Origin of the sequence: Devosia sp., assembly GCF_017744655.1 — a bacterium.
In the GTDB taxonomy this organism is placed as follows: Bacteria; Pseudomonadota; Alphaproteobacteria; order Rhizobiales; family Devosiaceae; genus Devosia.
Window position 1 is genome coordinate 175,254 of the sequence record NZ_JAGIAW010000005.1, and the last position, 25,331, is coordinate 200,584.

21 protein-coding genes and 1 tRNA gene are annotated in these 25,331 nt (G+C 61.9%); 8 read left to right on the forward strand and 14 right to left on the reverse strand.

What is annotated here, in order from left to right; translation table 11 throughout:
- The first annotated feature begins 159 nt into the window (after positions 1-159).
- Positions 160-1,017: an SEL1-like repeat protein gene (locus J7557_RS11720; protein ID WP_291420247.1), complete on the forward strand. Its 858-nt coding sequence runs from the start codon at positions 160-162 to the stop codon at positions 1,015-1,017.
- Here the strand turns inward: J7557_RS11720 and J7557_RS11725 are convergent.
- From J7557_RS11725 to J7557_RS11745, 5 genes are all read right to left on the reverse strand, one after another.
- A complete protein-coding gene (locus J7557_RS11725) occupies positions 1,014-1,763 on the reverse strand; it encodes a TSUP family transporter (RefSeq protein WP_291420248.1) in 750 nt (249 codons plus the stop codon). The genes J7557_RS11720 and J7557_RS11725 overlap by 4 nt on opposite strands.
- A gap of 12 nt (positions 1,764-1,775) precedes the next feature.
- Positions 1,776-2,480, reverse strand: coding sequence for an ATP phosphoribosyltransferase (gene hisG, locus J7557_RS11730; protein ID WP_291420249.1), 705 nt, complete (start codon positions 2,478-2,480; stop codon positions 1,776-1,778).
- A complete protein-coding gene (locus J7557_RS11735) occupies positions 2,477-3,541 on the reverse strand; it encodes an ATP phosphoribosyltransferase regulatory subunit (protein ID WP_291420250.1) in 1,065 nt (354 codons plus the stop codon). Before J7557_RS11735 ends, hisG begins: the two co-directional genes overlap by 4 nt.
- 169 nt (positions 3,542-3,710) lie before the next feature.
- Positions 3,711-5,126, reverse strand: coding sequence for a histidine--tRNA ligase (hisS, locus tag J7557_RS11740; protein WP_291420251.1), 1,416 nt, complete (start codon positions 5,124-5,126; stop codon positions 3,711-3,713).
- Between the two features lie 173 nt (positions 5,127-5,299).
- Entirely contained in the window at positions 5,300-5,560 is a 261-nt protein-coding gene (locus tag J7557_RS11745; protein ID WP_291420252.1) for a hypothetical protein, read from the reverse strand.
- A 478-nt stretch (positions 5,561-6,038) separates the two neighbouring features.
- Between J7557_RS11745 and J7557_RS11750 the strand changes: the two genes are divergently transcribed.
- Together J7557_RS11750 and J7557_RS11755 are read left to right on the forward strand one after the other, a co-directional pair.
- Positions 6,039-6,668: a L,D-transpeptidase gene (locus J7557_RS11750; RefSeq protein WP_291420253.1), complete on the forward strand. Its 630-nt coding sequence runs from the start codon at positions 6,039-6,041 to the stop codon at positions 6,666-6,668.
- Positions 6,669-6,717: 49 nt separating this feature from the next.
- Positions 6,718-8,766, forward strand: coding sequence for a pilus assembly protein TadG-related protein (locus J7557_RS11755; RefSeq protein WP_291420254.1), 2,049 nt, complete (start codon positions 6,718-6,720; stop codon positions 8,764-8,766).
- A 50-nt stretch (positions 8,767-8,816) separates the two neighbouring features.
- Here J7557_RS11755 and J7557_RS11760 read toward each other — a convergent pair.
- A tRNA-His gene (locus tag J7557_RS11760) sits at positions 8,817-8,893 on the reverse strand.
- A 303-nt stretch (positions 8,894-9,196) separates the two neighbouring features.
- On the opposite strand from J7557_RS11760, the gene J7557_RS11765 reads away from it, so the two are divergent.
- The 5 genes from J7557_RS11765 (at position 9,197) to J7557_RS11785 (ending at position 16,869) form a co-directional block, all read left to right on the forward strand.
- Positions 9,197-11,770, forward strand: coding sequence for a histidine kinase dimerization/phospho-acceptor domain-containing protein (locus tag J7557_RS11765; protein ID WP_291420255.1), 2,574 nt, complete (start codon positions 9,197-9,199; stop codon positions 11,768-11,770).
- Positions 11,771-11,901: 131 nt separating this feature from the next.
- Positions 11,902-13,380 carry an ABC transporter substrate-binding protein gene (locus J7557_RS11770; protein ID WP_291420256.1) on the forward strand — a complete coding sequence of 493 codons (1,479 nt, stop codon included), beginning with the start codon at positions 11,902-11,904 and terminating at the stop codon, positions 13,378-13,380.
- A gap of 150 nt (positions 13,381-13,530) precedes the next feature.
- Positions 13,531-14,481 (forward strand): ABC transporter permease, encoded by a 951-nt coding sequence (locus tag J7557_RS11775; protein ID WP_291420257.1) that lies wholly within the window; start codon positions 13,531-13,533, stop codon positions 14,479-14,481.
- Complete coding sequence (locus J7557_RS11780) at positions 14,478-15,326, forward strand: ABC transporter permease (RefSeq protein ID WP_291420258.1); 849 nt, start codon at positions 14,478-14,480, stop codon at positions 15,324-15,326. The genes J7557_RS11775 and J7557_RS11780 overlap by 4 nt, the downstream gene beginning before the upstream one ends.
- Entirely contained in the window at positions 15,313-16,869 is a 1,557-nt protein-coding gene (locus J7557_RS11785) for an ABC transporter ATP-binding protein (RefSeq protein ID WP_291420259.1), read from the forward strand. The genes J7557_RS11780 and J7557_RS11785 overlap by 14 nt, the downstream gene beginning before the upstream one ends.
- Here the strand turns inward: J7557_RS11785 and J7557_RS11790 are convergent.
- The 8 genes from J7557_RS11790 to J7557_RS11825 form a co-directional block, all read right to left on the reverse strand.
- Positions 16,866-17,447, reverse strand: coding sequence for a UPF0149 family protein (locus J7557_RS11790; RefSeq protein WP_291420260.1), 582 nt, complete (start codon positions 17,445-17,447; stop codon positions 16,866-16,868). The genes J7557_RS11785 and J7557_RS11790 overlap by 4 nt on opposite strands.
- A gap of 49 nt (positions 17,448-17,496) precedes the next feature.
- On the reverse strand, positions 17,497-18,810 hold the full coding sequence (locus J7557_RS11795) for a GH1 family beta-glucosidase (protein WP_291420261.1): 1,314 nt from the start codon (positions 18,808-18,810) through the stop codon (positions 17,497-17,499).
- A 103-nt stretch (positions 18,811-18,913) separates the two neighbouring features.
- Positions 18,914-20,080: an Mrp/NBP35 family ATP-binding protein gene (locus J7557_RS11800; protein ID WP_291420262.1), complete on the reverse strand. Its 1,167-nt coding sequence runs from the start codon at positions 20,078-20,080 to the stop codon at positions 18,914-18,916.
- Positions 20,081-20,101: 21 nt separating this feature from the next.
- Entirely contained in the window at positions 20,102-20,755 is a 654-nt protein-coding gene (gene fsa / locus J7557_RS11805) for a fructose-6-phosphate aldolase (RefSeq protein ID WP_291420263.1), read from the reverse strand.
- A gap of 120 nt (positions 20,756-20,875) precedes the next feature.
- Positions 20,876-22,060, reverse strand: coding sequence for an amino acid aminotransferase (locus J7557_RS11810; RefSeq protein WP_291420264.1), 1,185 nt, complete (start codon positions 22,058-22,060; stop codon positions 20,876-20,878).
- Positions 22,061-22,140: 80 nt separating this feature from the next.
- Positions 22,141-23,070: an electron transfer flavoprotein subunit alpha/FixB family protein gene (locus J7557_RS11815; RefSeq protein WP_291420265.1), complete on the reverse strand. Its 930-nt coding sequence runs from the start codon at positions 23,068-23,070 to the stop codon at positions 22,141-22,143.
- Positions 23,070-23,828: an electron transfer flavoprotein subunit beta/FixA family protein gene (locus J7557_RS11820; RefSeq protein WP_291420266.1), complete on the reverse strand. Its 759-nt coding sequence runs from the start codon at positions 23,826-23,828 to the stop codon at positions 23,070-23,072. The genes J7557_RS11815 and J7557_RS11820 overlap by 1 nt, the downstream gene beginning before the upstream one ends.
- Positions 23,829-24,227: 399 nt before the next feature.
- Positions 24,228-25,190: a Tim44 domain-containing protein gene (locus J7557_RS11825; RefSeq protein ID WP_291420267.1), complete on the reverse strand. Its 963-nt coding sequence runs from the start codon at positions 25,188-25,190 to the stop codon at positions 24,228-24,230.
- Between the last annotated feature and the right edge of the window lie 141 nt (positions 25,191-25,331).

Genomic DNA, 25,331 nt, shown 5'->3' on the forward strand with positions numbered 1-25,331 from the left:
GTTTCTTCCCAGTCACGATCTTCGTGGAAAGGCGCGGTGGCAACACCGCGCCTTTTTCTTTTGCCCTCGGGCCTTGGGTCGCATTTTCCCTGCCGAGTGGTTTGACAGAAAAGCCCGCGCCGTTTCATTCTCAGGCATCTAGGGCTTTGGGAGGTTCCGATGCGTTTTGTGGTCATGGCAATCACTCTGCTGGCGCTCTTGCTGGGTGGAAGTTCGGCCGCGCTGGCGCAGAAGACGAAAACCAAATCCACGACCGAGCAGAGCCAGACGACCAATTTCGATCCCAACGATCCCGAAGACCTCGACGAGATCGTTGCCGAGGCCGACGCGGCCTATTTCGCCGACAATGGCGGCGACCCCGACTATGCCTACGCCTTCGAGATGTATTCTCTTGCCGCCAATGCGGGCGATGCCTATTCGATGAACCGGCTGGCGCTGATGTATGACCGCGGCGAGCATGTCGATCAGGATTTTTACGAGGCTTTTGACTGGTACATGAAGGCCGCGGAAGCCGGTCTTCCGGCTGCTATGAGCAATGTCGCCAGCATGTATCGCCTGGGCGAAGGCGTCGGCCAGGACTATGGCGAGGCCATGGAGTGGTTCCGCAAGGCTGCCGATAACGACTATTCCTATGCGCTCTACGCCATTGGCGAACTTTATCTCGGCGGCCATGGCGTTGCCAAGGACCCGACGGAGGCCGCCGCCTGGTATCAGCGCGCGGCCGATGCAGGCGAGCCGAATGGCCAATGGGCCCTCGCCCTGCGCTATCTCTATGGCGATGGTGTTGCCATGGATTCACGCAAGGCCGGCGACCTCGCCTATCTGGCTCTCGTTAATGGGCTCGATATCGCGCTCGACGAGCTCAAGGAAATCGGCTCGGCTGAGACCTCGCCCAATTTCCGTCGCCGCATCCAGGAATTGCTCAAGAGCGACGGCTTCTACAATGGCACGATCGACGGCAGCTTTGGGCCACAGACCATGCGCGCCGTGGAAGCCGCCTTCGGCAACGAGCTTTAGGGCCAGAGGATCAGTTTTATCGCCATGGCGATGGAAATCACCACGACCAGTGGGCGGATCAGCTTTGCGCCGAAGCGAATGCCGGCATGCGCGCCGACATAGCCGCCGATGATCTGCCCGACAGCCATGCACATCACAGCCGGCCAGACGACGTCGCCGCTCGGGATGAAAATCGTCAGCGCGGCAAGGTTTGACGTCAGGTTTAGCAGTTTCGTGTTGCCCGCCGCGCGCGTCACGCCGAGGCCAAAGAGCAGCACGAAGCCTATGGTGAAGAACGAGCCGGTGCCCGGACCGAAGATGCCGTCATAAAAGCCGACAACGAAACCGAGCAGAGGCACCCATTTGGGGAAGGCCAGACGCGAGGTCCGGTCGGCATCCGACAGATTGGGCGCGAAGAGGAAATAGAGCGCCACTCCGATCAGCGCGACGGGCACGGCCAGATTGAGGAAGGTCGTATCGATCTGCTTGACCGTCAGCGCGCCGATGAGACTGCCAGCATAGGTGACAGCGATCGAGGGGATCAGCGCCTTGAACGAGACAAAGCCCTTCCGCCAATAGGTGTAGGTCGCCATGGCGGTGCCGATGACAGACTGCATCTTGTTGGTCGCGAGCGCGGCAATCGGCGGCAGGCCGGCAGAGAGCAAGGCCGGAACGGTCAGCATGCCGCCGCCGCCGGCGACCGCATCGACGAAGCCCGCGAGAAGGCCGACGCCACCAAGGGCAAGAAGAGTGATGGGATCGAGCATTTTTAGGTCAGACTAGAGCGGTTCAGCGGCAAGCTGAGTGAGAAGAGAATTAAGTTTTTTCTTCTTTCCTTCAGGCCAGTCAGCGGTCCTGGAAACGATCAGATTGGCCTCGCTCTTGAGCATGACGCCATCGTCGAGCACACGCAGGCCGTTGGCCGCGAGGGTCGAACCGGTGGAGGTGATATCAACGACGATATCGGCCACGCCCGAGGCCGGTGCGGCTTCGGTCGCGCCAAGACTTTCGACGATCCGGTATTCGGCAATGCCGGCCCGCGCAAAGTGCTGGCGGGTGATGGTGATGTACTTTGTCGCTATGCGCAGCCAGCGCTTGTGGCGGCTGCGGAAATCCGAGGCGACGTCAGCGAGATCATGCAGATGCGTGACATCGATCCAGGCCTCGGGCACAGCGATGACGACGTCGGCGTGGCCGAATTCGAGCGAGCGGGCAAAGTGCACGCTGTCCGGCCCGGTTTCGCTGGTTTCGTGGATGAGATCGCGCCCAGTGACACCGATATCGATATTGCCGCGGATCAGTTCGCGGGCAATTTCCGAAGCGGGGAAGAAGCGCACGGTGACGTCGGGTTCGCCCTCCATGACGCCAAGATAGGAGCGGGCGCCGCCGGGTCGAGAAATGGTGAGCCCGCGCGCGGCGAACCATTCGCGCGTCAGTTCTTCAAGACGCCCCTTGGAGGGTACGGCGAGAGTAATGCCCGTCATGCCGAGACCTCCGCTTCCAGTCGATCGACCCAAAGCGCGCAGCCCGAGGCGGCGATGGGTGCGGTAGCGCCGAGGCGCTCCAACAGCCGATCATATTGTCCGCCCGAGGCGAGCACCGCACCGTTTCGACCGGTCATTTCGAAGACGATGCCTGTGTAGTAGTCGAGGCGCGGCGAGAAACCCGCATCGAAGCTGACTTGGGCTTCGCCGAGCTTGTCGAGATGGCGGCGAATGGCGCGGATCGGGGCGCCGAGCATAAGCTTGTGGCTTTCGGCGAGGGCCTCGATCTGGCGCAGGGCAGAGAGCACATCGCCTGATATGGCGAGATAGTCACGCAGCAGTTTCAGCGTTTGGGCCGGCACATGAGCGGCATCGAGCGCCTGCTGTTCGAGGTAGCGATCGGCGATTTCTTCGGGCGTACGGCCTTCAGAAAGGCTGAGGCCAGAAGACACCATACGGGCCGTAACATCTTCGATCAGCACATCGCGCGTGGGCTGCTCCTGCCTCGGAGAGTCGTGCGCCGCTTCAAGCCGCGCCAGCAGGCGTTCCATGGCTTCGGTGTGGCCAAACCGGTGGCGGATGCGCGGACGCCAGGCGGCGGGCATATCGGCCTGCACAAGCAGCGCTTCGAAGAGACCAACGCCGCCAAGCCGAATATGGGTAGGCAGGCCATAAATGGAGAGGGCGGCGCGAGCGAAGGTAAAAACCTGGTCGAGCGCCACTTCGCCATCGGGTTGCGCCAAGAGTTCGATACCGGCCTGGTCGAATTCCGCGGGGCCGGTTTCGCGCTGGCGAAAGATTGGGCCGAGATAGGTGAAGGCGGCCGGCTGGCGCGTGCCATCGGCAATATAGTCGCGGACGATGGGCAGGGTGAATTCGGGCCGCAGGCAGTGTTCGGCGCCGGTCAGGTCGGCGGTGAGCAGCAGGCGGCGGCCGAACTCTTCACCGGCGAGATCAAAATAGGGATCGGCCGGCAAGAGCAGCGGCGGCGTCGCCCGACAGCCGCCCTGAGCTTCGACAAGGGCTTCGAGCTGGGCCCGGCGCATAGCGGCGTTCGTCATGGCTCTTTCTCCACCTCTCCCTTGGGGGAGAGGTCGGCGCACAGCGCCGGGTGAGGGGGCCTTTCACATACACTTTGCGGGCCGAAGGCTCCCACACCCGACCCCTGCGGGTCGACCTCTCCCCCAAAGGGAGAGGTGAAGGCGGTGCATGCCGAAAAGCCCATCAACATCACTCGCTCAGCAACTTCTGGATGGCCGAAACCAGGTCTTCGCGCTTGATCTCGAACTGGCCGGGACGCGAGGCTTTCCATTCGGCATTGTCGGTAATGCCTTCGGCGGCCTCTTTGCCGGCAACCAGATCCTTGATCTGCAGAATGCCCTGTTCGCGTTCCTGGCTGCCTTCAATGATGACAGCAGGCGCATTGCGCTTATCGGCGTATGATACCTGCTTGCCGAAGTTCTTGGTGGAACCAAGGAACATTTCGGCGCGAATACCGGCCTTGCGCAGCTCGGACACCATGGCCTGGTAACGGGCGGTCTGGTCTTTGTCCATGACGAGGACAACCACGGGACCGACGGGCTCTTTCGAACCAAGATTGCCGGTCAGCTTCAGCGCATTGGCAAGGCGCGAGACACCGATGGAAAAGCCCGTGGCCGGAACCGGCTCGCGGCGGAAGCGAGAGACGAGGCCATCATAGCGGCCACCGCCACCAACGGAGCCGAAGACGACGTCCTGGCCTTTTTCGTTCTGCACCTTGAAGGTCAGTTCGATCTCAAAGACCGGGCCTGTATAATATTCGAGGCCGCGAACGACGGAGGGGTCGATCTTGATTTTTTCCGGGCCATAGCCGGCAGCATCGAAGAGCGCCTGCATGGTGTTGAGTTCGGCAACACCTTCATTATCGGCGGGCGGTTTGCCGGCGACATAGTCGAGCACCACGGCGGCCTGGGCATCGTCGAGACCGGCGCCTTTGGTGAAATCGCCGCTTTCATCCTTGCGACCGGCGCCAAGCAACAGTTTGACCCCTTCAGGGCCGAACTTGTCGAGTTTGTCGACAGCGCGGAGCACGCTCAGCTTCTGCTCGTCCGAGGTGACGCCAGCGGCTTCGAGCACGCCGTCGAGCACCTTGCGGTTGTTGACCCGTACGACATATTTGCCGCCGAGCCCCAGCGCATCCATGACGTCAGCCATCATCATGCACATTTCAGCATCGGCTTCGGCGCCCGGCGCACCGACGGTGTCGGCGTCGAACTGCATGAACTGGCGGAAACGGCCCGGACCGGGCTTTTCGTTGCGGAACACATAGCCCTGTCGGTAGGACCGATAGGGCTTTGGCAGCGTTTCGAAATTTTCGGCAAAGTAGCGGGCGAGCGGCGCGGTGAGATCATAGCGCAGGCTCATCCACTGCTCGTCATCGTCCTGCAGCGAAAAAACGCCGGCATTGGGCCGGTCGGTATCGGGCAGGAATTTGCCGAGCGTTTCGGTGAATTCGAAGAGCGGGGTTTCGACGGGGTCGAAGCCATAGCGCTCATATACCTTTCGGATCGTCTCGATCATCTGGCCGACCGCAGCGATATCGCCGGGCGTGCGGTCTTCGAAACCGCGCGGCAGGCGGGGATTTATCAGCTTGGTCTTTTCGGTCATCGGAACAACTCTGGGAGGCGGGCGCAGGCTAGGTTTTTTGCACGACAGCGCGCGCCAAAACCTTTCCCCCTTCGGGACCCCTGCTCTAGCCCATCGGTTTTGGGGAAACAACAGGTTGGACAGCTATTGGTGGGTTGGCAGCGGCCGGGGAGGTCCCCGGCCGCCAAGGGCGCTCACGTCACCCTCCGGCCTTTTCGATGCGGAATCAGAGAGGCCGTCGGAATAGTGTGCCACTGGATGGGTTCTGCGACTGGCGGCAGGCCGACATCTTCCCGCAGATAGGCGGGCAGTTCGGACGGCACGCGGGGCCGGTTCCACCAGGCGCCGAGTGCTGCGGCCAGCACCGGCACGAGACCGCGCTGGTGCACGGCATCGGCGATAGAGAATTCAAGGCGCAGCACGACGCTGCGCTCGGAAAGCGCGTTTGGAGACATCTTTTGCTCCGGCAAGGGGCAACCCTGCCGGCCTCATTGGTTATGAAGGAAGGAAAAAAGCGGAGAACGGACGCAATACGAGTCGGTCTACGCTTCAGCAGGAGTTGGACGATCCGCGGGCAAAGAACCCGGAAGACTTACCGAAGGCTGAGTTAGCCTTGTACCGGACCTCGGTTGGTACGGGTAAGATGATGCCAATTCCCCGAATGGCGGACAAACATGGCTTTCATGTAAAGTGCCTCCCTCGGTTGGCAGATGCGGACATTGGGCTTCTAGATCGCGTGTCCGTGATCGGCAAGCGCAAAGTGGGACAGTCTGTCGCAGGCGGCTTTCGTGTTGCTCCGAAGCAACAGAACGACACAGGTGCTTAACCGCCTGCTAACTCTCATTTCTATCGCTTCCTTTACCATGCCGATTGACCGGTCCTTGGGGCTTCCCGGGCACAATTGGCAGTGGTGCCAAAGGGGGCTCGATGGTCATGGTCAAGACAATGCGGTTGGTTGGTCTGGGTTTTGCGGTGGCGGCAATGATGCTGTCCCAGGTTGCACCCGGCTTTGCGGATTCTCGTTTCCAGCCCGGCTGGCGCTTCGCGCCACCGCCCGGCGTGACCCTCACCAACCAGCGCCCGCGACACGCCCTGGCGCTGCAGGCGAGCGGCCAGGTTCAGCCGGTCTATCTCCGGCAGGTGGTTCCCTACCCCACAGGCGAGCGCTCCGGCACGATCGTGGTCGATACCTCGTCGCATTTTCTTTATTTCGTTCTCGGCGACGGGCGGGCGCTGCGCTACGGCATCGGCGTTGCCCGCGATGGCTTTGAATGGAGCGGCACGCACCGCGTCTCGCGCAAGGCGGAATGGCCGGGCTGGACGCCACCGGCCGAAATGCGCAAGCGCCAGCCGGGCCTGCCGGCGCATATGGAAGGCGGCCCCAACAATCCGCTCGGCGCCCGCGCGCTTTATCTCGGTTCGACCCTTTATCGCATCCACGGTACCAATGAGCCCTGGAGCATCGGCCAGAACGTATCCTCGGGCTGTATTCGCATGGTCAACGAAGACGTGATCGATCTCTACGGTCGTGTGCAATTGAACACAAAAGTGGTGGTTCTTTAGCAAGGATTTGGCGGCAAAACTCCGAGCACCCGACTGAGGGAGCTGTCGCATGGCGTCAACACTGACTTTTCTCTCATCCTTCCGGCGTTTCCTCGCCGACGAGCGCGGTGCCTTTGCCGTCATGTTCGGCGTCATGGCGATCGTCCTCGTCGCGCTTGGCGGCGCGGTGGTCGACTATGTCACCCTCGAACAGGGCCGCAACCGGGCCCAGCTCGCGCTTGACGCCGCAGCGCTGGCCCTGCAGCCGCGCGTTTTCGAGGACGATTTCGATCAGGCGGAAGTTCAAGAACTGGCGCAGGCCTTCCTCAACGAACGCATTGGGCGCAGCGACGTCGTTGCGGAGATTGTGACGACCCGCGGCAATGAAGAGGAAGGGTCGCTGTATTTTCAGGCGCGCATTAAGGTCCCTACGATCTTTGTCGCCTTGGTCGGCGTGCCGGAGCTCGATGCCGCAATCGAATCGGAAGCGACGCGCAAGAAACTGGCGCTCGAAGTGGTCATGGTGCTCGATAATTCGGGCTCGATGAAAGACGAAAACCGCATGACGAACCTCATCGACGCGGCTAAGTGTGCGACCTACATTTTGATGTACACTGCGGTTCAGGACGCGGGGAAGAACAACAGTACTTGCGTACCAACCGCGGACGCAGACCTCGTTGAAGACGTTCGCATCGGCATCGTACCATTCACCATGTTTGTGAATGTAGGTGCGAGCAATGCCAATGCGGCCTGGATAGACAGGACCGGCGCATCTTCAATACATTTCGATAATTTCGACAACGACGATGATGAAGACAGGCTTGTCCTGACATCAGGAACGTATTCCTTCCCCACACGGCAGACCCTGCTGGCAGCTACCGGACAGACGTGGCGCGGCTGTGTAGACTCCCGTCCTCATATCAAGACGGGCTCCGAACCGTCAGAATATCTTGATACGGATGACAGTCTTCCCGTTAGCGGCGATACGCTCTTCGTGCCGCAGTTTTCGCCCGACCTAGCATCGGGCACCGGCGGCAACAATTACATAAACAACACCACTGCGATCATCCATTCGACCTATCTCAACACCATTGGTTGGGGAACGGCAAATGCTGACAGCCCTGCCGTCTGCGACCGCCCAGCACAGGGCGCAACACGCTGCAACATTGAAGAGCAACGAACCAAGTCGAATGGTACCTGGGGGAAAGAGGTCCTCACAAAGGGAACAGTCAGCAGTAGCTCGCCAATCAATTTTGTCAGTAACACGTTGTACCCGAATGCGTTCTACGGCCGTCTTCCACCCAACTGCGCTTGTCGCAGCGGCATCACCTACACAAGCTGGACAGGATCGGGTAACACGCAGACCCGCACCGGCTACTGCGGCAGCTTCGTTCCGTTCGGGCTTTCAACACGGGAGTTGCAGGAGCGCGTCTGCAAGTATCATCAGGGTATCGGCACGCAGGGATTCTCGTCGGGCCCGAACGCGGATTGTACACGCACCGCCATCCTGCCGCTGACGAATGTCCCCAAGACCGTCATTGACACGATCGGAGGCATGACGGCCGAAGGCGGTACCAATATACACGAGGGTGCGGCTTGGGGCTTCCGAGCACTGACACCAACGGAGCCCTTCACCGAGGGCGGCGCATTCGAAGACAAGTCGATCAAGAAGGTCATGATCATCATGACCGACGGCGAAAACACTGACTACAACCTATCGAACTACTGCAATGACGCGATGCGGACGCTCAATGGCAAATGCTACAACACCGCCTATGGCTTCCCCTACAATTCGCGAAATGCCAGCACAACCTCGACCAGCGGGGGAAACGTCAATCGGCTAGGCATTATGAATGCCAGCAATGCCCAGCTCGTTGAGCAGATGAATCAACGCACTGCCGACACTTGCGCGAATGCCAAGGCCGCTGGCATCGAAATTTACACGATTGGGCTGGCGACCAACAAGGTCTCGCAGAGTACGACAGAAGTCGTGCAGGCCATGTTGAGAGGATGCGCCTCGACTGCGGACAAGGCTGAATTTCCAGAGGCATCAAGCGACCTGAAAGACGAATTTGCCGAGATCGCCAACGAACTCTCGGCCCTGCGCCTCGCCCTCTAGGGCAGCGCAGCCGAACACACGGGGCGAACAAACCAAATTTTGGGGGAAGGTGGTACCGCCTCCCCGGATCGAACGGGGGACCTCTAGATCCACAATCTAGCGCTCTAACCAACTGAGCTAAGGCGGCATATCGCAGTGGCGCCACAGGTGGCTGCCGAAAGCGGGCGGAACATAGGTCGAGATCGTCACAATGACAAGCACCGATTTTGCCCCTGTGGACAGATGCGACGGAGCGCGCCTTCAACCAATTGCAGTGGGGCTTGTGACCATTCCTTAGGACCTCGCATTTAACCATGGCGACGATTGAATGGGCGGGATGCGTGCCACGGGCTGGATTCGTTTTCAGCGGCACGATAATGAAGAACACTTAAAGAACTCTCGAAAATTGTGCCGATCTGGCACAATCACAAATGGCCTCAAAACGCTGTCTATGAATGCCGAGTGGACCACATCGCCGAATGCCCGCCGGGTGCTGCAGCACGCGCAAGACGCGCGGCCGGCTTGGCTATGGTCGCAGGATGGTCAGCGCCTGATCTGGTCGAACCCGGCCGCCGCCCTGTTTCTGGGCAAACTCAAGAAAAGCGGATTGAGGTTGGCCCCGCTCGCCGTGCCGCTCAAGGGCCAGGTGGCGCGCACCATCAGGCTTGGGTCGCCCGGTCGCACGAGCCTGGCGCGCATCCAGTTCAATGCCGGCGACAAGCCGGCCTCGGCGACCTGTGCCACTACGCCTCTGGTGCTCGAAGGCGAGGAAACCTGGCTGCTCATCGTTTCGGTCGATCCCATCGAACTCGAAATTCTCGCCGCATCCGGCGTCCTGCAAGGTCGTGCGGCAGGAGAAGCCCGGCCGGCCGAACAGGCCACGGTGGCTGACGAGCCGGCCGCGCAAGAGGACGACGTAGTCCCGCAGCCCACCGCTGCTCCAGAAGAACCCCAGATGCTCGAAACGTCTCCTGAAGCTGCGGCGCCTGTCGAGGATGCAGGCGAGCCGGAAGACGAGCTCCCCAGCGTCACGCAGACCGCCATCGCGGCCGACGATTCCTATGCCCGCGAATTGCACGATTGGCAGGATGCGGACCCGGAAACGGTCTATGCACCGGCCGAGGAGCCGGCAGTTTTCACCGATGAGGTGGATACTTCGGACCTCGACGAAGAAGACGAACCTGCGCAAACCGAGCCTGCAACTGCCGGAGAGAGCGACGAGCGCCCGCTTTTCCGCAGCCTCAGCGCCTTGGTGGACCGTCTCGCGGCCGACGAAGACCTTTATACTCCGCTCAATGAAGCGGATGACGAGGTTCCCCTCTCGCCTGCCCCTGAAGAATCTGCACAGCCAGACGACACGCCCCCGCGCCTCTTCAAGATCACCGGCCGCGGCTTCCGCGCCAGCGCGCGCCCGCCGGCACTCGAAGAACGACCGGAGGACGATTCGCTCTTTCCGGCGGGAACCGAACCAGAAATCGCCCACGACCTGGTCGAGCGCGTGTCGCGCTACAATTTCGACGAGCTGTCGCGCATTCTCAATGATCGCGTAGGCCTTCAAGGAACGACCCAACCGGCCGTGCCGGCAACGACCGAAACCGGCTCAGAAAAGCCCGGTGGCTCGCTTGTCAGTCTCGGCGGCGAGACGCTGGTGCTCAATCGCCTGCCGCTCGGCATTCTGGTCTTCCGCGACCAGCAGATCCTCTTTGCCAACCGCGCCATTACCGAAATGGTCGGCTATGAATCCGTCGAGGCCTTGCGTCTCGCTGGCCTCACCGCCATTTTCCCGGCGAGCAATGGCGAGCAGGATGCAGGCCCGGTCAATCATTTGGTGCAGCGCGATGGGACGCTGGTTCCAGTGACGGCACGCCTGCAATCGACCTCCTGGCAGGGCCGCCCCGCACTGATGCTTTCGGCCAGCACCACCGAAGTGCGCACCGGTCATGAAGACGCTGTCCGCGCCTTTGCCCAGGCTTTTGCCGAATTGCGCGGCGATGGCTTTGTCGAATTGAGCCGCACTGGCGTCGTCCGGTTGGCCGATTCCTCGGCCTCGGCAGCTCTCGGCGCGGGCAGCACTATTTTGGGTAAACCGCTCTCGGCGTTAATTTCATCCGAAGATGGCTTTGCCCTGCGCGGCTTCCTCGAACGCCCCGGGCGCTTCGCCGAGACGGAGCGTCCAGCCGTCATCCTGCGCTCTGGAGACAACAAGTCGGAAATCGTCCTTTTCGCCCAGGGTCAGGCCGGCATCGTCAGCGGCTATTTTGCCATGGTGCGGCCGCGCAATGTCGCGCCGCGCCGCGCCCTTGGTACGCCCGATGCCGATCCGGCCCTGCTCGCCCGCATTGGGCGGGGTGTCAGGCGACCGCTCAATACCATTATCGGCTTTGCCGAACTGCTGCGCAGCAAGGCCTTTGGTGAACTCGGCGACGAGCGCTACGAAGCCTATGCCGAGGACATTGCCGCCGCCGGCAATGACATCGCGGCGCTGGTGGATGAGCTTGAAGACTATGCGCGCCTGCGTGAGGGAAAATATCTCGCCGAACGCGCCAGCCTTGATCTGACGGAGCTCTTGGAAACCTGCGTGCTGCGCATCCGCAACCAGGCCAATGCCGGGCGGATCATCGTGCGCAATGCCATTTCCGAAACGCTGCCGCGCGTAACAGCCGATCGGGCGTCGCTGGCGCAGGCCGTGCTTAACCTCCTCGCCAGCGCCATCGACCAGAGCCCGGTGGGCAGCACGGTCGTCATTTCGGCGCAGTTGCTCGATGATGGTGGGATCGCGATCCATGTCCGCGACAATTCCAATCACGCCGTGGACATGGCCGAGCGCTTCGTGGTGTTCCGCGATGGCCTGAGCAAGTCCGGACAGGCGCTCGCGCCGGTTCGCTCCAGCGTCGGCCTGGCGCTTACCCGCTCGCTCCTCGCGGTCAATGCGGTCTCGCTCTCGGTTGATCCCGCGGGCGAAAATGGCGTGCTGTTTTCGCTCCGCATCCCGGCCGATCTCGTGGACAATCTGCCGACCGAGTAGAGCCGGGTCATTCTTCCCAAGGGAAATGGCGATAGGCGAAAAGTTTAGCGCCCAATGCGGGTGCGCAAGCGCGAAACTTTGCCTATACCTAGCGAAAGGCGCGGAGCCGCGCCGACCTCTGGGAGACAGATATGAGAGTGACCAAGTCTTTCGCGCTGGCCAGTGCCGGTTTGCTGTTGGCCACCAGCTTTGCCTTTGCGCAATCGACCGAAATTCGGGTCGGCGCGCCGCTCGAACCGCCGATGCTGGACCCGACGGCCGGCGCTGCCGAGGCCATCGACGTGGTGGTCTATCAAAATGTCTTCGAGGGCCTGACCCGCATTGACCAGACCGGCGCGGTACAGCCTGGCCTCGCGTCCGCATGGACCGTCAGCGAAGACGGGCTCACCTATCGCTTCACGCTCAATGACGGGGTCACCTTCCACGATGGCACCGCCTTCGACGCAGAAGACGTGAAATTCACCTTCGAGCGCATTCTGGCCGAAGACAGCGTCAACGCGCAGAAAGCACTTTACGAGGCCATTTCGGCCGTAACGGTGATTGACCCGCTTACGGTGGAATTCACCCTGTCGCGTCCGGACGGACTGTTCCTCTTCAATATCGGCCGCGGCGATGCTGTCATCGTGGCGCCGGAAAGCGCCGCCAACAATGCGACCGACCCGATCGGCACCGGCCCCTTCGCCTTCGTGCAGTGGGATCGCGGCAGCCGCGTCATTCTCGAACAGTATGGCCCCTATTGGGGTGAGAAGCCGGCCCTGACCAAGGCGACCTATGTGTTCATCGGCGATACCGCGACGATGACCAATGCCCTGCTCGCTGGCGATGTCGACGGTACCTACAATTTTGCCGCCGAAGCCCTGCCGGTCTTTGACGGCAACCCGCAGTTCAAGGTGCTTGTCGGTTCGACCGAAGGCGAAACGATCCTTTCGACCAACAATGCGAAATCGCCCTTCGACAAGCTCGAAGTGCGCCAGGCCATGGCCCATGCCATCAATCGCCAGGAAATCATCGATGGGGCGACCTATGGCTATGGCGTGCCAATCGGCAGCCATTTCGCGCCGCACCACCCCTACTATATCGACCTGACCAATACCTATCCCTATGACCTCGACAAGGCGCGGGAACTTCTTACTGAGGCCGGCTATCCTGATGGTTTCTCGGCGACCCTGAAGCTGCCGCCGGTCAACTATGCCCGTGTTTCGGGCCAGATCATTGCCAGTGAATTTGCGAAGGTCGGCATCAAGCTCGAGTTAGTCAACATGGAATGGGCACAGTGGCTGGAAGACGTCTTTGCCAACAAGGACTTCGACCTGACCATCATCAGCCATGTGGAACCGTTCGACATTGGCATCTATGCCAATCCCGACTACTACTTCGGCTATAACAACCCCGAAGTGCAGGCCCTCAACGAGACGCTCAATGCCACGACCGACGAGGCCAAGCGCAAGGAGCTGGCACAAGAGATGCAGACCATCATCGCCAAGGATGCGGTCAACGGCTTCCTCTTCGAACTCGCCCAGACCGGCGTGTGGAACGCCAAGCTCGAAGGCATGTGGCAGAACGCACCCGTCGAAGGCGTGGTCCTGCGCAACGTACATTGGGTTGAATAAGACTTCGGCGACTGAAGCCAGCCACACCCCCCTCCCAGCCTCCCCCACAAGGGGGGAGGTGCAGGTTTGTGCGCGTGGCAGGATCGAGCCAGTGCGACCGATCTTCACCTCCCCCCTTGTGGGGGAGGCCGGGAGGGGGGAACTCACCAAGTGACCCTCTATATCCTCCGCCGCATCTTCGGCTTTCTCGTCACCCTCCTCATCGCTGCCGCCGTCATATTCTTCCTGCTCGATCTCCTCCCCGGTGATCCCGCGCGCTTCATCCTCGGCATCAATGCCACGCCCGAAGCCGTGGCAGCTCTCCGCCTGCAGATGGGCCTAGACGACCCAGCCATTGTCCGCTTCGGCAACTGGCTTTTCGGCATGCTGCGCGGCGATTTTGGCCTGTCACAGACGCAAAAGTTGCCGGTGGCCGGCCTGATCGCCGACCGCATGGCCGTTACGCTGCCGCTGACCATCTTTGCCATGGTCATCTCCGTCGTCATCGGCCTGCCGCTCGGCATTCTGGCGGCGCGGCATCGCGGCAAGATCATCGATACCGGGCTGATGATCCTCGCGCAGACTGGCGTCGCCATACCCAATTTCTGGTTCGGCATGCTGCTTACGCTACTCTTTGCCGTCACCCTGCGCTGGCTGCCGCCGGGCGGTTTTACGCCGTGGAATGAAGATGCCTGGGCCTCGCTGCGCGGCCTCGTGCTGCCCAGCCTCGCGCTTGCCCTTCCCCAGGCCGCCATTCTCGCCCGCGTCATGCGCACGGCGCTCGTCGATGTTTCGAGCCAGGATTTCATCCGCACTGCCCGCGCCAAGGGGATGACCTTTGGCGAAGCGCTATGGCGCCACGGCGTGCGCAATGCTCTGCTGCCCGTGCTGACAATCCTCGGCCTGCAGTTTGCTTTCCTCGTTGCCGGCACCATCATCGTCGAAAACGTCTTCTATCTTCCAGGCCTCGGCAAGCTGATCTACACCGCCATCATGGAGCGCGATCTGGTACTGGTGCGGAGTGCCACGATCATTCTCGTGCTGGTCGTCAGTTTCACCATGCTGGTCGTCGACCTTGCTTATGGCTTCGTCGATCCTCGTATCCGGGAGCGACGGGCATGAACTGGCGCAGCCTTCTGAAGCATCCCGGCCTTGTCATCGGGCTCAGTGCCACGGCGCTTTTCGCGCTCCTGGCCCTCCTTTCGCTCGTCTGGACACCCTACCCCATCGCCGACATCTCCATCGCCCGGCGCTTTGCAACGCCGGGGCCGGAGCATTGGTTGGGCACCGACCAATTGGGCCGCGACATGCTTTCGCTGATCATGTCGGGCACACTCACGAGTTTTACCGTGGGAGCCATGGCCGTGCTGATCGGCGCCGGCATCGGCGTGCCGCTAGGGCTTGCAGCGGCCATTTATGACGGGCCTGTCGAATGGGTCGTGCTCCGCTTTTCCGATCTCGCCTTTGCTTTCCCTGCCGTTGTCATCGCCATTCTTATCGCCACGCTGGTGGGCCCCGGCGCCAGCAATGCGGTGATCGCCATCGGCATTTTCAATGTGCCGGTTTTTGCGCAGGTGGCGCGCGGCGGCGCATTGGCCATTTCGACGCTGGATTTCGTCGCCGCGGCGCGTTTGGCAGGCCTCAGCAAGCCGATGATCGCCCTGCGGCATCTCCTGCCCAATATTGCCAGCCTCATCATCGTGCAGGGCACGATCCAGCTCTCGCTCGGCATTCTGGCTGAAGCAGGCCTCTCCTATATCGGCCTCGGTACGCAGCCGCCGGCCACAAGCCTGGGGCTAATGCTGCGCGACGCGCAGAGCCTGTTCCTGATCCATCCTTGGCTCAGCCTCGCGCCAGGACTCGCTATCGTCGTCATCGTGATCGCGCTCAACATTGCCGGGGATGGGCTGCGCGATGCGCTCGACCCGCGCCTGCGCAATCGGGGATTGGCCAATGTCGCTGGTTGAGATCGAAAAACTGACAATCAGCTTCGGCGGCAAGGCGGCTGTGTCGGACCTGTCCCTGAGCATCAATAAGGGAGACCGTTTCGGTGTCGTCGGCGAGAGCGGCTCGGGCAAGTCGCTGACGGCTCTCGCGGTGACCGGCCTGTTGCCGGAAAATGCCGAGGTCTCCGGCGCCATTCGTTTCGATGGCGCCCACCTGCCCCAGGACGAAAAAGCCATGGCGCGGCTGCGTGGCCAGCGGATCGGCATGGTGTTTCAGGAGCCGATGACGGCGCTCAATCCGCTGCTGCGGGTTGGCGACCAGATCGAGGAAGCACTCAAGCTGACTGGCCACGAGGGTGACACCGCTGTGGCCGGCCTCCTCACCGAAGTTGGGCTCGAAGCGCAGCATACCGATCGCTTTCCGCATCAGCTTTCGGGCGGGCAACGCCAACGCGTGATGATCGCCATGGCGCTGGCCAGCGCGCCGGACCTGATGATTGCCGATGAACCGACCTCGGCGCTCGATGTCATCACCCAGCGCGTGGTGCTCGATCTCATCCGCGAGATCTGCGACCGACGGCAAATGACACTGATCTTCATCAGCCACGACATGCGCGCTGTCGCAACGCTTTGCGACAGGATCGCGGTCTTGCGCGGCGGCAAGCTGATCGAGACGGGGCCGGTGAAGGAGGTTCTGTCTCGCCCGGCCGACGCCTACACGCAAAAGCTCGTTGCCGCGACACGCATGGCACCGCGTCAGGGTGAGCCGCATGTGGCTGAGAAGACCTTGCTGGAGGTAGTCCACCTCACGCGTGCCTTCCCGCAGGGTGGCTTCTGGCGCTGGCGGCAAAAACCGCTTCTCGCGGTCAACGATGTCAGCCTCCGCGTTTCGGCCGGCGAATGCCTGGCGCTCGTCGGGCCATCCGGCTGCGGCAAGACCACGCTCGCCCGTATGATCGTTGGGCTCGATAGCGCCACAACGGGCCAGATGCGCTTTGAAGGCACGGCCTATCGCGGCAGCGACCTGCCGCCGGCCCGCCGCGCTGATCTTTCGCTGGTATTTCAGGACCCGTTCGGCAGCTTCAACCCGCGGCTGAGCATCACCCAATCGCTCGGCGAACCCTTGCGGCTCATACCGGACCTCGATCCCCTCGCGCGCGAAGAACGGCTTATGGAGGCGATCGATTCTGTGGGCCTGGACCGCGCCATGCTCGCCCGCTTCCCGCACGAGTTTTCTGGCGGCCAGCGGCAGCGCCTCGCTATTGCCCGCGCCCTCGTCACCCGGCCCAGCCTCGTCGTGCTCGACGAGCCGGTTTCGGCGCTCGATGTCTCGGTGCGAGGGGACGTGCTCGACCTGCTGGTCAAGCTGCAGAACCAGCTTGGCCTCACCTACATCATCATCAGCCACGACCTCGACATGGTCGCAGCCATGGCTGATCGCGTGCTGGTGATGGAGGCGGGGAAAATCGTCGAAGAGGGCAAGCCTGATGCCCTCTTCGCTGCGCCGCAGCATCGGCTGACCAAGGCCCTGATGGAGGCCCGCCTTCCCGATATCGCGGCCTAGTCGGCCTTGTGCACCTGGTGCAGCAGCACGGCTGCAATGGCGAGATTTTCGGGCATGGCCTCCATGACCTCGTCATACTCGGCCCATTCTTCCTCGCCCGCCGTGTCGTCGGGCTTGGTATCGGGCGAAGACAGCATCAGGCCTGAGGCGAGCAGCATGGCCGCCTCGCCACGCGCATCTTCGCTGGTCTCACGCAGGAATTCGTCCCAATAGTCGAAGCGCATCAGCATGGCCTGCTGGAAGCCGGCGATCCAGACCTGCCAGACCACCTCGTCGGTTTCCTCGTCGACCTCGTAGAGCGGCGCATATTCGCCGCTGGCGAGTTCCTGCTCAATCTCGGCGAGGCGCGCCACGATCAGCGTCTCCAGCTCAGCCGTGCCCGGCTTGGGTTCGCCACGCTCGTCGGCCAGCCAGTCGAAGGGCCACCATTCCTCCTTGGCAATCGGCTCGGGGCCGACCGCGAGGCAGCACAAGAAACCGTCGAGCTCGGAGAGCAGCATGGCTTCGTCGCCGGCCTCGGCAAGCAGGTCTTCGAGCCGAACCAGGGATTCGGGCAGGTCGGTGAGTTCAGAGGTCATGGCAGTTCCGGTCCGCATCGCGTGGAAGAGATGCGGACCTATACACGGCTCAGCGCGTGTTGTGCAGCATACCCTGGAAAGAACGGTAACTTGCCTTGGGCGTGCGCTGCTGCGTCTCGTAGTCGACGTGGACGAGACCGAAGCGCTTGTTGTAGCCCTCGGCCCATTCGTAATTGTCGAGCAGCGACCAGGCGAAATAGCCGCGCACATCGGCGCCGGCTTCGCGGGCAGCGAGCACAGCCTTGAGGTGTTCGTCGTAGTATTTTACGCGGCGCGGATCGTCGTCGCCTTCGACCTCGGCCATGCCGTTCTCGGTCACGTAGAGCGGGATTTTGGTATATTCATTGGAGACGCGTACCAGCAGGTCCGACAGGCCCCTGGGGTAGATTTCCCAGCCGATATCGGTCTTTTCGAAATCGCCCTTGACCTGCTCGACCGGCCGGCCTGGTTGGGTGGACGCCTTGTAGATGCCGCGGGTGTAGTAGTTGATCCCGAGCCAGTCGAGCGGGCGCGACACGACCGACATATCGGCCTGATAATTTTCCGGCAGATAGGGTGCGAGCCATTCGGTGAGTTCGGCGGGGTATTGTCCCTTCAGCACGCCGCCGAGATACCAGCGGTTGAATAGCGCATCGCCGAAATTGCAAGCGGCCTTGTCTTCTTCGCTTTCGCTTGCTGGCTCGGACTTTTCGAGGTTGAGCACGATGCCGAGATTCTTGGTGCCGGTGGCGCGCAGGGCGTCGATGGCGATGCCGTGGGCGAAGAGCACATGGTGCATGGCGCGGGCGGCGGCGCGCAGGTCGCGATAGCCGGGGGCGTGGATGCCGAGGAAATGGCTGAGGAAGGCAACGCACCAGGGTTCGTTGATGGTCGCGGTCGCAGCAAGACGATCGCCGAACTTTTCGCCGACCAATGTCGCGTAGTCGCCGAACCAGTTGGCGATGTCGCGGTTCATCCAGCCGCCGCGGTCCTGCAGGGTCGAGGGCAGATCCCAGTGGTAAAGGGTTGCGTAGGGTTTCAGGCCGCGCTCAAGCATCCCGTCGATCAGGCGATCGTAGAAATCAAGACCGGCCTGGTTGATGGCGCCGGTGCCTTCGGGGATCAGGCGCGGCCAGGCGATCGAGAAGCGATAGGCGTCAAAGCCGCCATCGCGGATGAGATCGAGATCCTGCGGCCAGAGTTCGTAGTGATTGCAGGCGTTGAGGCCCGTATCGCCATTGTGGACATTGCCCGGGGTCGCCGAGAACGTATCCCAGATCGATTGGCCGCGACCATCGCGCTGGCCGCCTTCGATCTGATAGGCGGCAGTAGCGACGCCAAAGGTGAAGTCGGGACCAAAATCCTTGCGATCGATCGAAAACATAACCCCTCCGCTGGGCGCTGCGCCCTTGTTGGACTAGCCCGATAGCCTTTTCGGAAAAGCTATGCAATCGATTTCGGAAAGGGGTTTTGGCGCCGGAGCGCGCCTAGAACTGCGCCTTGCTGACCGGCATGCCGGCGAGAAGTCGCTGTGCGATCAGGCGATAAGCGGACGCTTCGGCCCCCTCCGGGTCCGCCGATACGGGCGGCACGCCGGCGTCGGATTTTTCGCGGATGGACATCACTAGGGGGATGGCGCCGAGGAACGGAATGTCGAGGCGCGTGGCCGCTCTTTCGGCGCCGCCCGTCCCAAAAATGTCGTAGCGATTGCCGGTGTCGGGGGCGATGAAATAGCTCATGTTTTCGATGAGCCCGAGGATGGGAACAGACATGCGGCGGAGCATGTCGATGGCTTTTTGGGCGTCGATGAGCGCGAGGTCCTGCGGGGTCGAGACGATGACGACGCCATCGACGATGGTCTGCTGGAAAAGGCCGATATGGATGTCCCCGGTACCCGGCGGCAGGTCGATGACGAGAACGTCGAGATCGCCCCAATCGGTTTCGCGCAGCAGTTGGCGGAGGCCGGAGGTCGCCATGGGGCCGCGCCAGACCACGGCCTGGCCGGGGACCAGCATCGCGCCGATCGACATGACTTTCATGCCAAAGGCTTCGTGCGGCTGGAAAATACCGTCGTCGCGGAGTGCCGTTCGGTCTTCGATGCCAAGCAGTTTTGGCACAGAGGGGCCATAGAGATCGGCGTCGAGCATGCCGACCTTGAGGCCTTCGGCGGCGAGAGACAGGGCGAGATTGACCGAGGTGGTGGACTTGCCGACACCGCCCTTGCCCGAGCCGACGGCGATGATGCGGCGGACGCCTTTCACCTTGGTCTTGCCCTGCGGCTGGGGGGAGCCGTGCGAGAATTTGGGACCGGCCTGCTTTTCGGAGGTGATGGAGACCATCACCTTGCGGCCGCCCGACAGGGTTTTGACCGTCTCGATGGCGGCTTCGCGGGCGGGACCGAAGGCGGCCTCCATGCCCTGCGGCACGCCGACGGCGAAGGCGACGGCGCTGGGGGTGACGATGATTTCGGAGAGGCCGGAAAAACTCGCAAGGTCGCCGCCGCCGGGGATTTCCACGGCGCTGAGGGCAGTTCTTATACGGGCGGCGAGTTCGGTATCGGCCATGTCGGTCTCGGAAAAGAGAAAGACCTCACCCAGGCGTTTGACGAGGGCGAGGCCTTCAAAAGGCTTGGCTTTGAAATTACTCGAAGCCAATCAATGGATTGCGACGATCCCTTAGAGGATCGACTGGCCGGTGGCCTTCCAGTCCTTGAGGAAGCCTTCAATGCCCGCATTGGTCAGCGGGTGGATCGCGAGCTTCTTGATCACGTCCGGCGGGATGGTGGCGACGTCGGCACCGACCAGAGCCACCTGGGTGACGTGGTTGGGCGAACGGATCGAGGCAGCCAGGATCTGGGTCTCGAACTGGTAGTTGTCGTAGATCGTGCGGATGTCTTCGATCAGCTGCACACCATCGAGGTTGATGTCATCGAGGCGGCCGAGGAAGGGCGAGATATAGGTCGCGCCGGCCTTGGCAGCGAGCAGGGCCTGGTTGGCCGAGAAGCAGAGCGTGACGTTGGTCTTGACGCCCTTGTCCTTGAAATACTTGGTTGCCTTCAGGCCGTTAAGGGTCAGCGGCAGCTTGATGACGACGTTGGACGCGATCTTGGCGAGGTGCTCGCCTTCGGCAACCATGCCTTCATATTCAAGGCTGGCGACTTCAGCGGAAACCGGGCCGGGAACGATGGCGCAGATTTCGGCGATAACTTCCTTGAAGTCGCGGCCGGACTTGGCGATCAGCGACGGATTGGTGGTGACGCCGTCGAGGAGACCGGTGTCATAGAGTTCCTTGATGGCGGCGGTGTCTGCAGTATCGACGAAGAACTTCATCGTTCCCTCCTAGATTCCTAACGAGTGGCCTTTAGCCAAGGTGTAGCACGGCGGCGGCACGCCGCAAGCGAGTTGGGCAATGACTTGAAAGCTAAAGAGAGCTTTGAAGTCATTGCAATTTCAGCTGGCGGCACCCAGCAGGGCGGTCGCAAGATCGCCGACGCGATCTTCCGGGATGCCGGCGACGTTGATGCGACTGTCCGAAGTCATATAGACCCCGTTTTCGGCTTTAAGATGATCGACGCCTTCGACGGTGAGGCCGAGCAGCGAGAACATGCCGCGGTGATCGGCGACGAAGTCGAAGTCGCTGGAGTTCGAGCGTTCGCGAATTGCGTCTGCGAGTTTTTTCCGCAATGAAATCATGCGGTTACGCATGACGGCAAGTTCTTCTTCCCACTCGGCGCGCAGAGCCTTGTCCTCGAGAATGGTGCGGATGATCTCGGCACCGTGATCGGGGGGCTGGGAATAGGCGCCGCGGATGATGTTCAGAAGCTGCGAATTTGTAACATCCGCTTCTTTTTCATCGCGGGCGATGAGGATGGCCGCGCCAACACGCTCACGATAGAGCCCGAAATTCTTCGAGCCCGAGAATGCTACCAGAGCTTCGGGGACCGTGGATAGAATTTTGCGGGTGCCATAGGCGTCGGCTTCGATGCCATCGCCGAAGCCGAGATAGGCGAGATCGACGAAGGGCAGCGCGCCGGTGCGTAGAAGGCTGGCGGCGACCTGGTCCCACTGCTCGTTGGAGAGGTTCGCGCCGGTCGGGTTGTGGCAGCAGCCGTGCAGCAGCACGACGTCGCCAGCGCCCAATTTATCAAGCGTGGCCAGCATTTCGGCGAATTTTACGCCGCGCGTTTCCGTATCGAAATAGGGATAGGTCGCGACCTTGAGGCCGGAGTTGATGGCGATCGGGTTGTGGTTGGCCCAGGTCGGGTCCGAGACATAGACCGTGGCGCCGGGGCGGGCACGGTTGATGAGCTGCATCAGGACCCAGAGCGAGCCGGTGCCGCCCGGCGCCTGCGCGATGCGGACGCGGGAGCGGTCGACGCTATTGGCCAGGACGAGGTCGAGCACGGCGGTGCCGAAGCCCTTGTTGCCGGCGATGCCGAGATAAGTCTTTGTTTTTTCGTTCGAAAGGATTCTCTCTTCGGCTTTGCGCACCGAGGTCATGACCGGGGTCACGCCCTTTTCGTCTTTGTAGACGCCGACGCCGAGGTCGATCTTGGTGGAACGCTGGTCAGCAGCGTATTCGCCCATGAGCGCAAGAATCTTGTCGCCAGGAGCCTTTGAGAGGTTTTCGAACATTTGTTGGAAGTCCGGTGAGGGAAGCGCCGCCTTTATAGGCGGCTGGGGGATTTTTGCAATTGAAACAGAGGTCGCAGGCTCTAGCGTTTGAGGCCCTGTTTTTCCAGCTCGGCGATCAATTGCGGAACGATTTCAAAGAGATCGCCGATCAGGGCCACGTCGGCGATTTTCACCAGCGGGGCTTCTGCATCGGTATTGATGGCGAAAATCTTCTTGGCGCCCTGGATGCCGGCGAGGTGCTGCAGCGCGCCGGAGATGCCGATGGCGATGTAAAGGTCGGGGGCGATGATCTTGCCGGTCTGGCCGATTTGCCAATCGTTGGGGGCGTAGCCGGCGTCGACCGCGGCGCGGGTGGCGCCGACGGCGGCACCGAGAGTTTTGCCAAGCTTTTCAATGAGTTGAAAACCTTCGGCGGAGCCGACGGAGACGCCGCCGCCGATGACGATCTGGGCCGTCGCGAGATCGGGCGTGTCGCTTTCGGTGCGATGCGCCGCGAGGAAGCGGGCGGCGGAAGTGATTGAAAGATCGAGGTTTTCGACCGGCGCGGCATTGCCCGAAGCGGCTGGGCGGAAGGCCGAGGCGCGGAAGGTCAGGAGATGCTTTTCTTGCGGATCGGTGAGTGTTTCCAACGCATTACCGGCGTAAATCGGGCGGGTAAAGCGGTTGGGGCCGAGGATTTCGACAATGTCGGTGACAGGCTGGATATCGAGCTTTGCGGCGAGGCGCGGGATGACATCCTTGCCCACCGAGGAGGCACTCGCGCTAACAGACTGGTAGCGTTGAGCCAAGCCTTCGAGGGAATTGGTGATGGATTCGGCCGTCTCGGCCGCCTTGACCACTTGGACTATCCGAACTCCGGCGATTTGAGCGGCCGCAGCGGCGATGTTGCCAGGATTTTCGGCAACGACGAGGAGGTCGACCGGGCCGAGTTGGCTCGCGGCGGCAACGAGGCGGGCAGTGGCGGGCGAGAGTTCACCCTTGTCGTGATCGGCAAGCAGGAGAACCGACATCAGAGCGCCTCCATCTCATTGACTTCAGCGGCGATGGCGCTGGCGAGGTCGGCAACGGAGCCGACAGTCTTGCCGGCCACGCGTTCGGCGGGCGGTGACACTTTTTCGATTGTAAGGCGCGGGGCGAGGTCGATGCCGAAGCTATCGGCCGGGCGCACGGCGAGCGGCTTGGAGCGCGCTTTCATCACCATGGGGAGGGCGGCGTTGCGCGGGGTGTTGAGGCGGAGATCGGCGGTGACGACGGCGGGGAGCGGCAGGGCGATGGTTTCGCGGCCGTAATCGACTTCGCGGGTGACTTCCAACTCGGAGCCTTTCACCACGATTTCCGAGGCGAAGGTGGCCTGGGGGCGGTTGGTGAGGGCGGCGAGCATCTGACCGACATGGTTTGAATCGTCGTCGACGGCCTGCTTGCCCAAGAGGATCAGGTCGGGCTGCTCTTCGTCAACGACCTTGGCAAGCAGCTTGGCGATCGTGAGGGTTTCGAGGGCCGCGTCGGTTTCGACGAGGATGCCGCGATGGGCGCCCATGGCGAGGGCGGTCAGGATGACGTCGTTGCTCTGCTTGGGGCCGATGGAGACGACGACCACTTCGCTTGCGTGGCCCTTTTCGGCCAGTTGCACCGCGGCTTCCACCGCGTGCTTGCAGAAGGGATTCATCGACATGCGTACGCCGGTGGTTTCGACGCCCGTTCCATCGGGACGGACGCGGATGCGGACATTGTGGTCGACGACGCGCTTGACGGCGACGAGGATTTTCATGGGCGGCTCCGAATTTGGGGGTTCAATGGCAGGTTGAGCCGAGGCGGGCAAGGCACGGGAGGGGAAATTCGGTTCGGTGGCGAGGGGAATGTTAGAAAGGGGTGCCTGCACACCGTGTGGGGCCCACCCTCTCCCATTCTCCCCCTTGTGGGGGACTGTTCACTTTGGACTTTCCCGTTCCCACCGCGTCATTGCCGCGAAAGCGGGAATCTCCTTGCGCAGAAACAGAGATTCCCGCTTTCGCGGGAATGACACCGAGTATTTTGAAGGGCCTCAGAAGTCCAAAATCAACACTCCCCTTAATGGGGAGGATGGGAGGAGGGTGAACCGGGTTGGCGGCCATAAAAAGCCCGCGCCTTCATCGGAAGGCGCGGGCCGGAATGCGTGGAGCTGAAGGGATCAGGCTTCCTGGATGGCGGAGAGGAGCCAGTCGCCGCCGGAGGTGCGCTTGAAGGTCCAGATTTCGACGGACTCCGTGGCGTTCTCGGCATCGCCTTCGACCACAGCACCGGTATTGCGATCCGCGGTATAGTCGACCGAGGAATAACGCATGGCGACGGTGGCGTATTCGTCACGTCCCTCGCGCCAGCTCTCGGAGAGGTCGCCCTGGAGGAGCTTTACGTCGGAGACGTGGTTCTTGACGCCATTGGTGGCGTTGGTGGCCAGCTCTTCGGAGAGATAGCCCATGACTTCGGGCGTTGTGAGCGCACGAAGGGCGGAGTAATTCTCGCTGGCGAAGGCAGCCTGTACGCGGCTCAGCATCTGTTCGAAGATTTCGAGGTCTTCGATGCCGATATTGAGCTGGTTCTTCCCCGGCGCGGGCTTTGCAGCGCGCGGGGCAGCGGAGCCGCCGCCAAACATCTGGCCGAAATCATTGCGTTGCGTATTGGGCTGGGCCTGATAAGCCGCGGCATTGGGGCCGCCGGCCGTGGCAGGGCGCGCGCCGCGGAAGAAGCGCATGGCCAGCCAGACGAGGCCGCCGATGAAGGCGATCTGCACGATCATGGCGAAGATTCCGCCCAAACCACCAAAGCCGGCGCCGAAGAACAGGCCAAGCAGGCCACCGAGCGCCAGGCCACGAAGGAGCGAACCGCCAAAACCATTCATGAAGCCGCCGCGGGGCTGCGCCGACTGCACGCCGGGAGCCGCCGAGGGCTGCTGGCCGGGAGTCATGGTACGCTGCACCGGGGCAACCTGGTTGGGCGCGGTATTGGTGGGCGCGGGCGAATTGAACGTGTTCATGCCACGGCCACCAAAGCTGCCGCCACGGCGCGCTTCGGCATCGCTGACCGAGATCATGGAGAAGGCCATGATGAGAACAGTGAAGAGGCTCGCGAAGCGAAAGGTCTTGGAGGCGTACATATGTCGGATCCAGAGAATGGTGTTGTCCGCCATATAGGTAGTCTTGATCGCAATGTGTAGCGGTGGGGCGCAAAACGCGCTGCGGCATAGTGGTGACGGGCGTGTGACGGCGCGGGCAGTTGACGCCGGAGCCGCGGGCAT

Coding starts and splice junctions, on each gene's coding strand:
- J7557_RS11785 (WP_291420259.1), top strand. CDS start 15,313: ATGTCGCTGGTTGAGATCGAAAAACTGACAATCAGCTTCGGCGGCAAG.
- J7557_RS11795 (WP_291420261.1), bottom strand. CDS start 18,810: ATGTTTTCGATCGATCGCAAGGATTTTGGTCCCGACTTCACCTTTGGC.
- J7557_RS11815 (WP_291420265.1), bottom strand. CDS start 23,070: ATGTCGGTTCTCCTGCTTGCCGATCACGACAAGGGTGAACTCTCGCCC.
- J7557_RS11725 (WP_291420248.1), bottom strand. CDS start 1,763: ATGCTCGATCCCATCACTCTTCTTGCCCTTGGTGGCGTCGGCCTTCTC.
- J7557_RS11735 (WP_291420250.1), bottom strand. CDS start 3,541: ATGACGAACGCCGCTATGCGCCGGGCCCAGCTCGAAGCCCTTGTCGAA.
- J7557_RS11825 (WP_291420267.1), bottom strand. CDS start 25,190: ATGTACGCCTCCAAGACCTTTCGCTTCGCGAGCCTCTTCACTGTTCTC.
- J7557_RS11820 (WP_291420266.1), bottom strand. CDS start 23,828: ATGAAAATCCTCGTCGCCGTCAAGCGCGTCGTCGACCACAATGTCCGC.
- J7557_RS11810 (WP_291420264.1), bottom strand. CDS start 22,060: ATGTTCGAAAACCTCTCAAAGGCTCCTGGCGACAAGATTCTTGCGCTC.
- J7557_RS11755 (WP_291420254.1), top strand. CDS start 6,718: ATGGCGTCAACACTGACTTTTCTCTCATCCTTCCGGCGTTTCCTCGCC.
- J7557_RS11765 (WP_291420255.1), top strand. CDS start 9,197: ATGAATGCCGAGTGGACCACATCGCCGAATGCCCGCCGGGTGCTGCAG.
- J7557_RS11790 (WP_291420260.1), bottom strand. CDS start 17,447: ATGACCTCTGAACTCACCGACCTGCCCGAATCCCTGGTTCGGCTCGAA.
- hisG (WP_291420249.1), bottom strand. CDS start 2,480: ATGACGGGCATTACTCTCGCCGTACCCTCCAAGGGGCGTCTTGAAGAA.
- J7557_RS11780 (WP_291420258.1), top strand. CDS start 14,478: ATGAACTGGCGCAGCCTTCTGAAGCATCCCGGCCTTGTCATCGGGCTC.
- J7557_RS11720 (WP_291420247.1), top strand. CDS start 160: ATGCGTTTTGTGGTCATGGCAATCACTCTGCTGGCGCTCTTGCTGGGT.
- J7557_RS11750 (WP_291420253.1), top strand. CDS start 6,039: ATGGTCAAGACAATGCGGTTGGTTGGTCTGGGTTTTGCGGTGGCGGCA.
- hisS (WP_291420251.1), bottom strand. CDS start 5,126: ATGACCGAAAAGACCAAGCTGATAAATCCCCGCCTGCCGCGCGGTTTC.
- J7557_RS11745 (WP_291420252.1), bottom strand. CDS start 5,560: ATGTCTCCAAACGCGCTTTCCGAGCGCAGCGTCGTGCTGCGCCTTGAA.
- fsa (WP_291420263.1), bottom strand. CDS start 20,755: ATGAAGTTCTTCGTCGATACTGCAGACACCGCCGCCATCAAGGAACTC.
- J7557_RS11770 (WP_291420256.1), top strand. CDS start 11,902: ATGAGAGTGACCAAGTCTTTCGCGCTGGCCAGTGCCGGTTTGCTGTTG.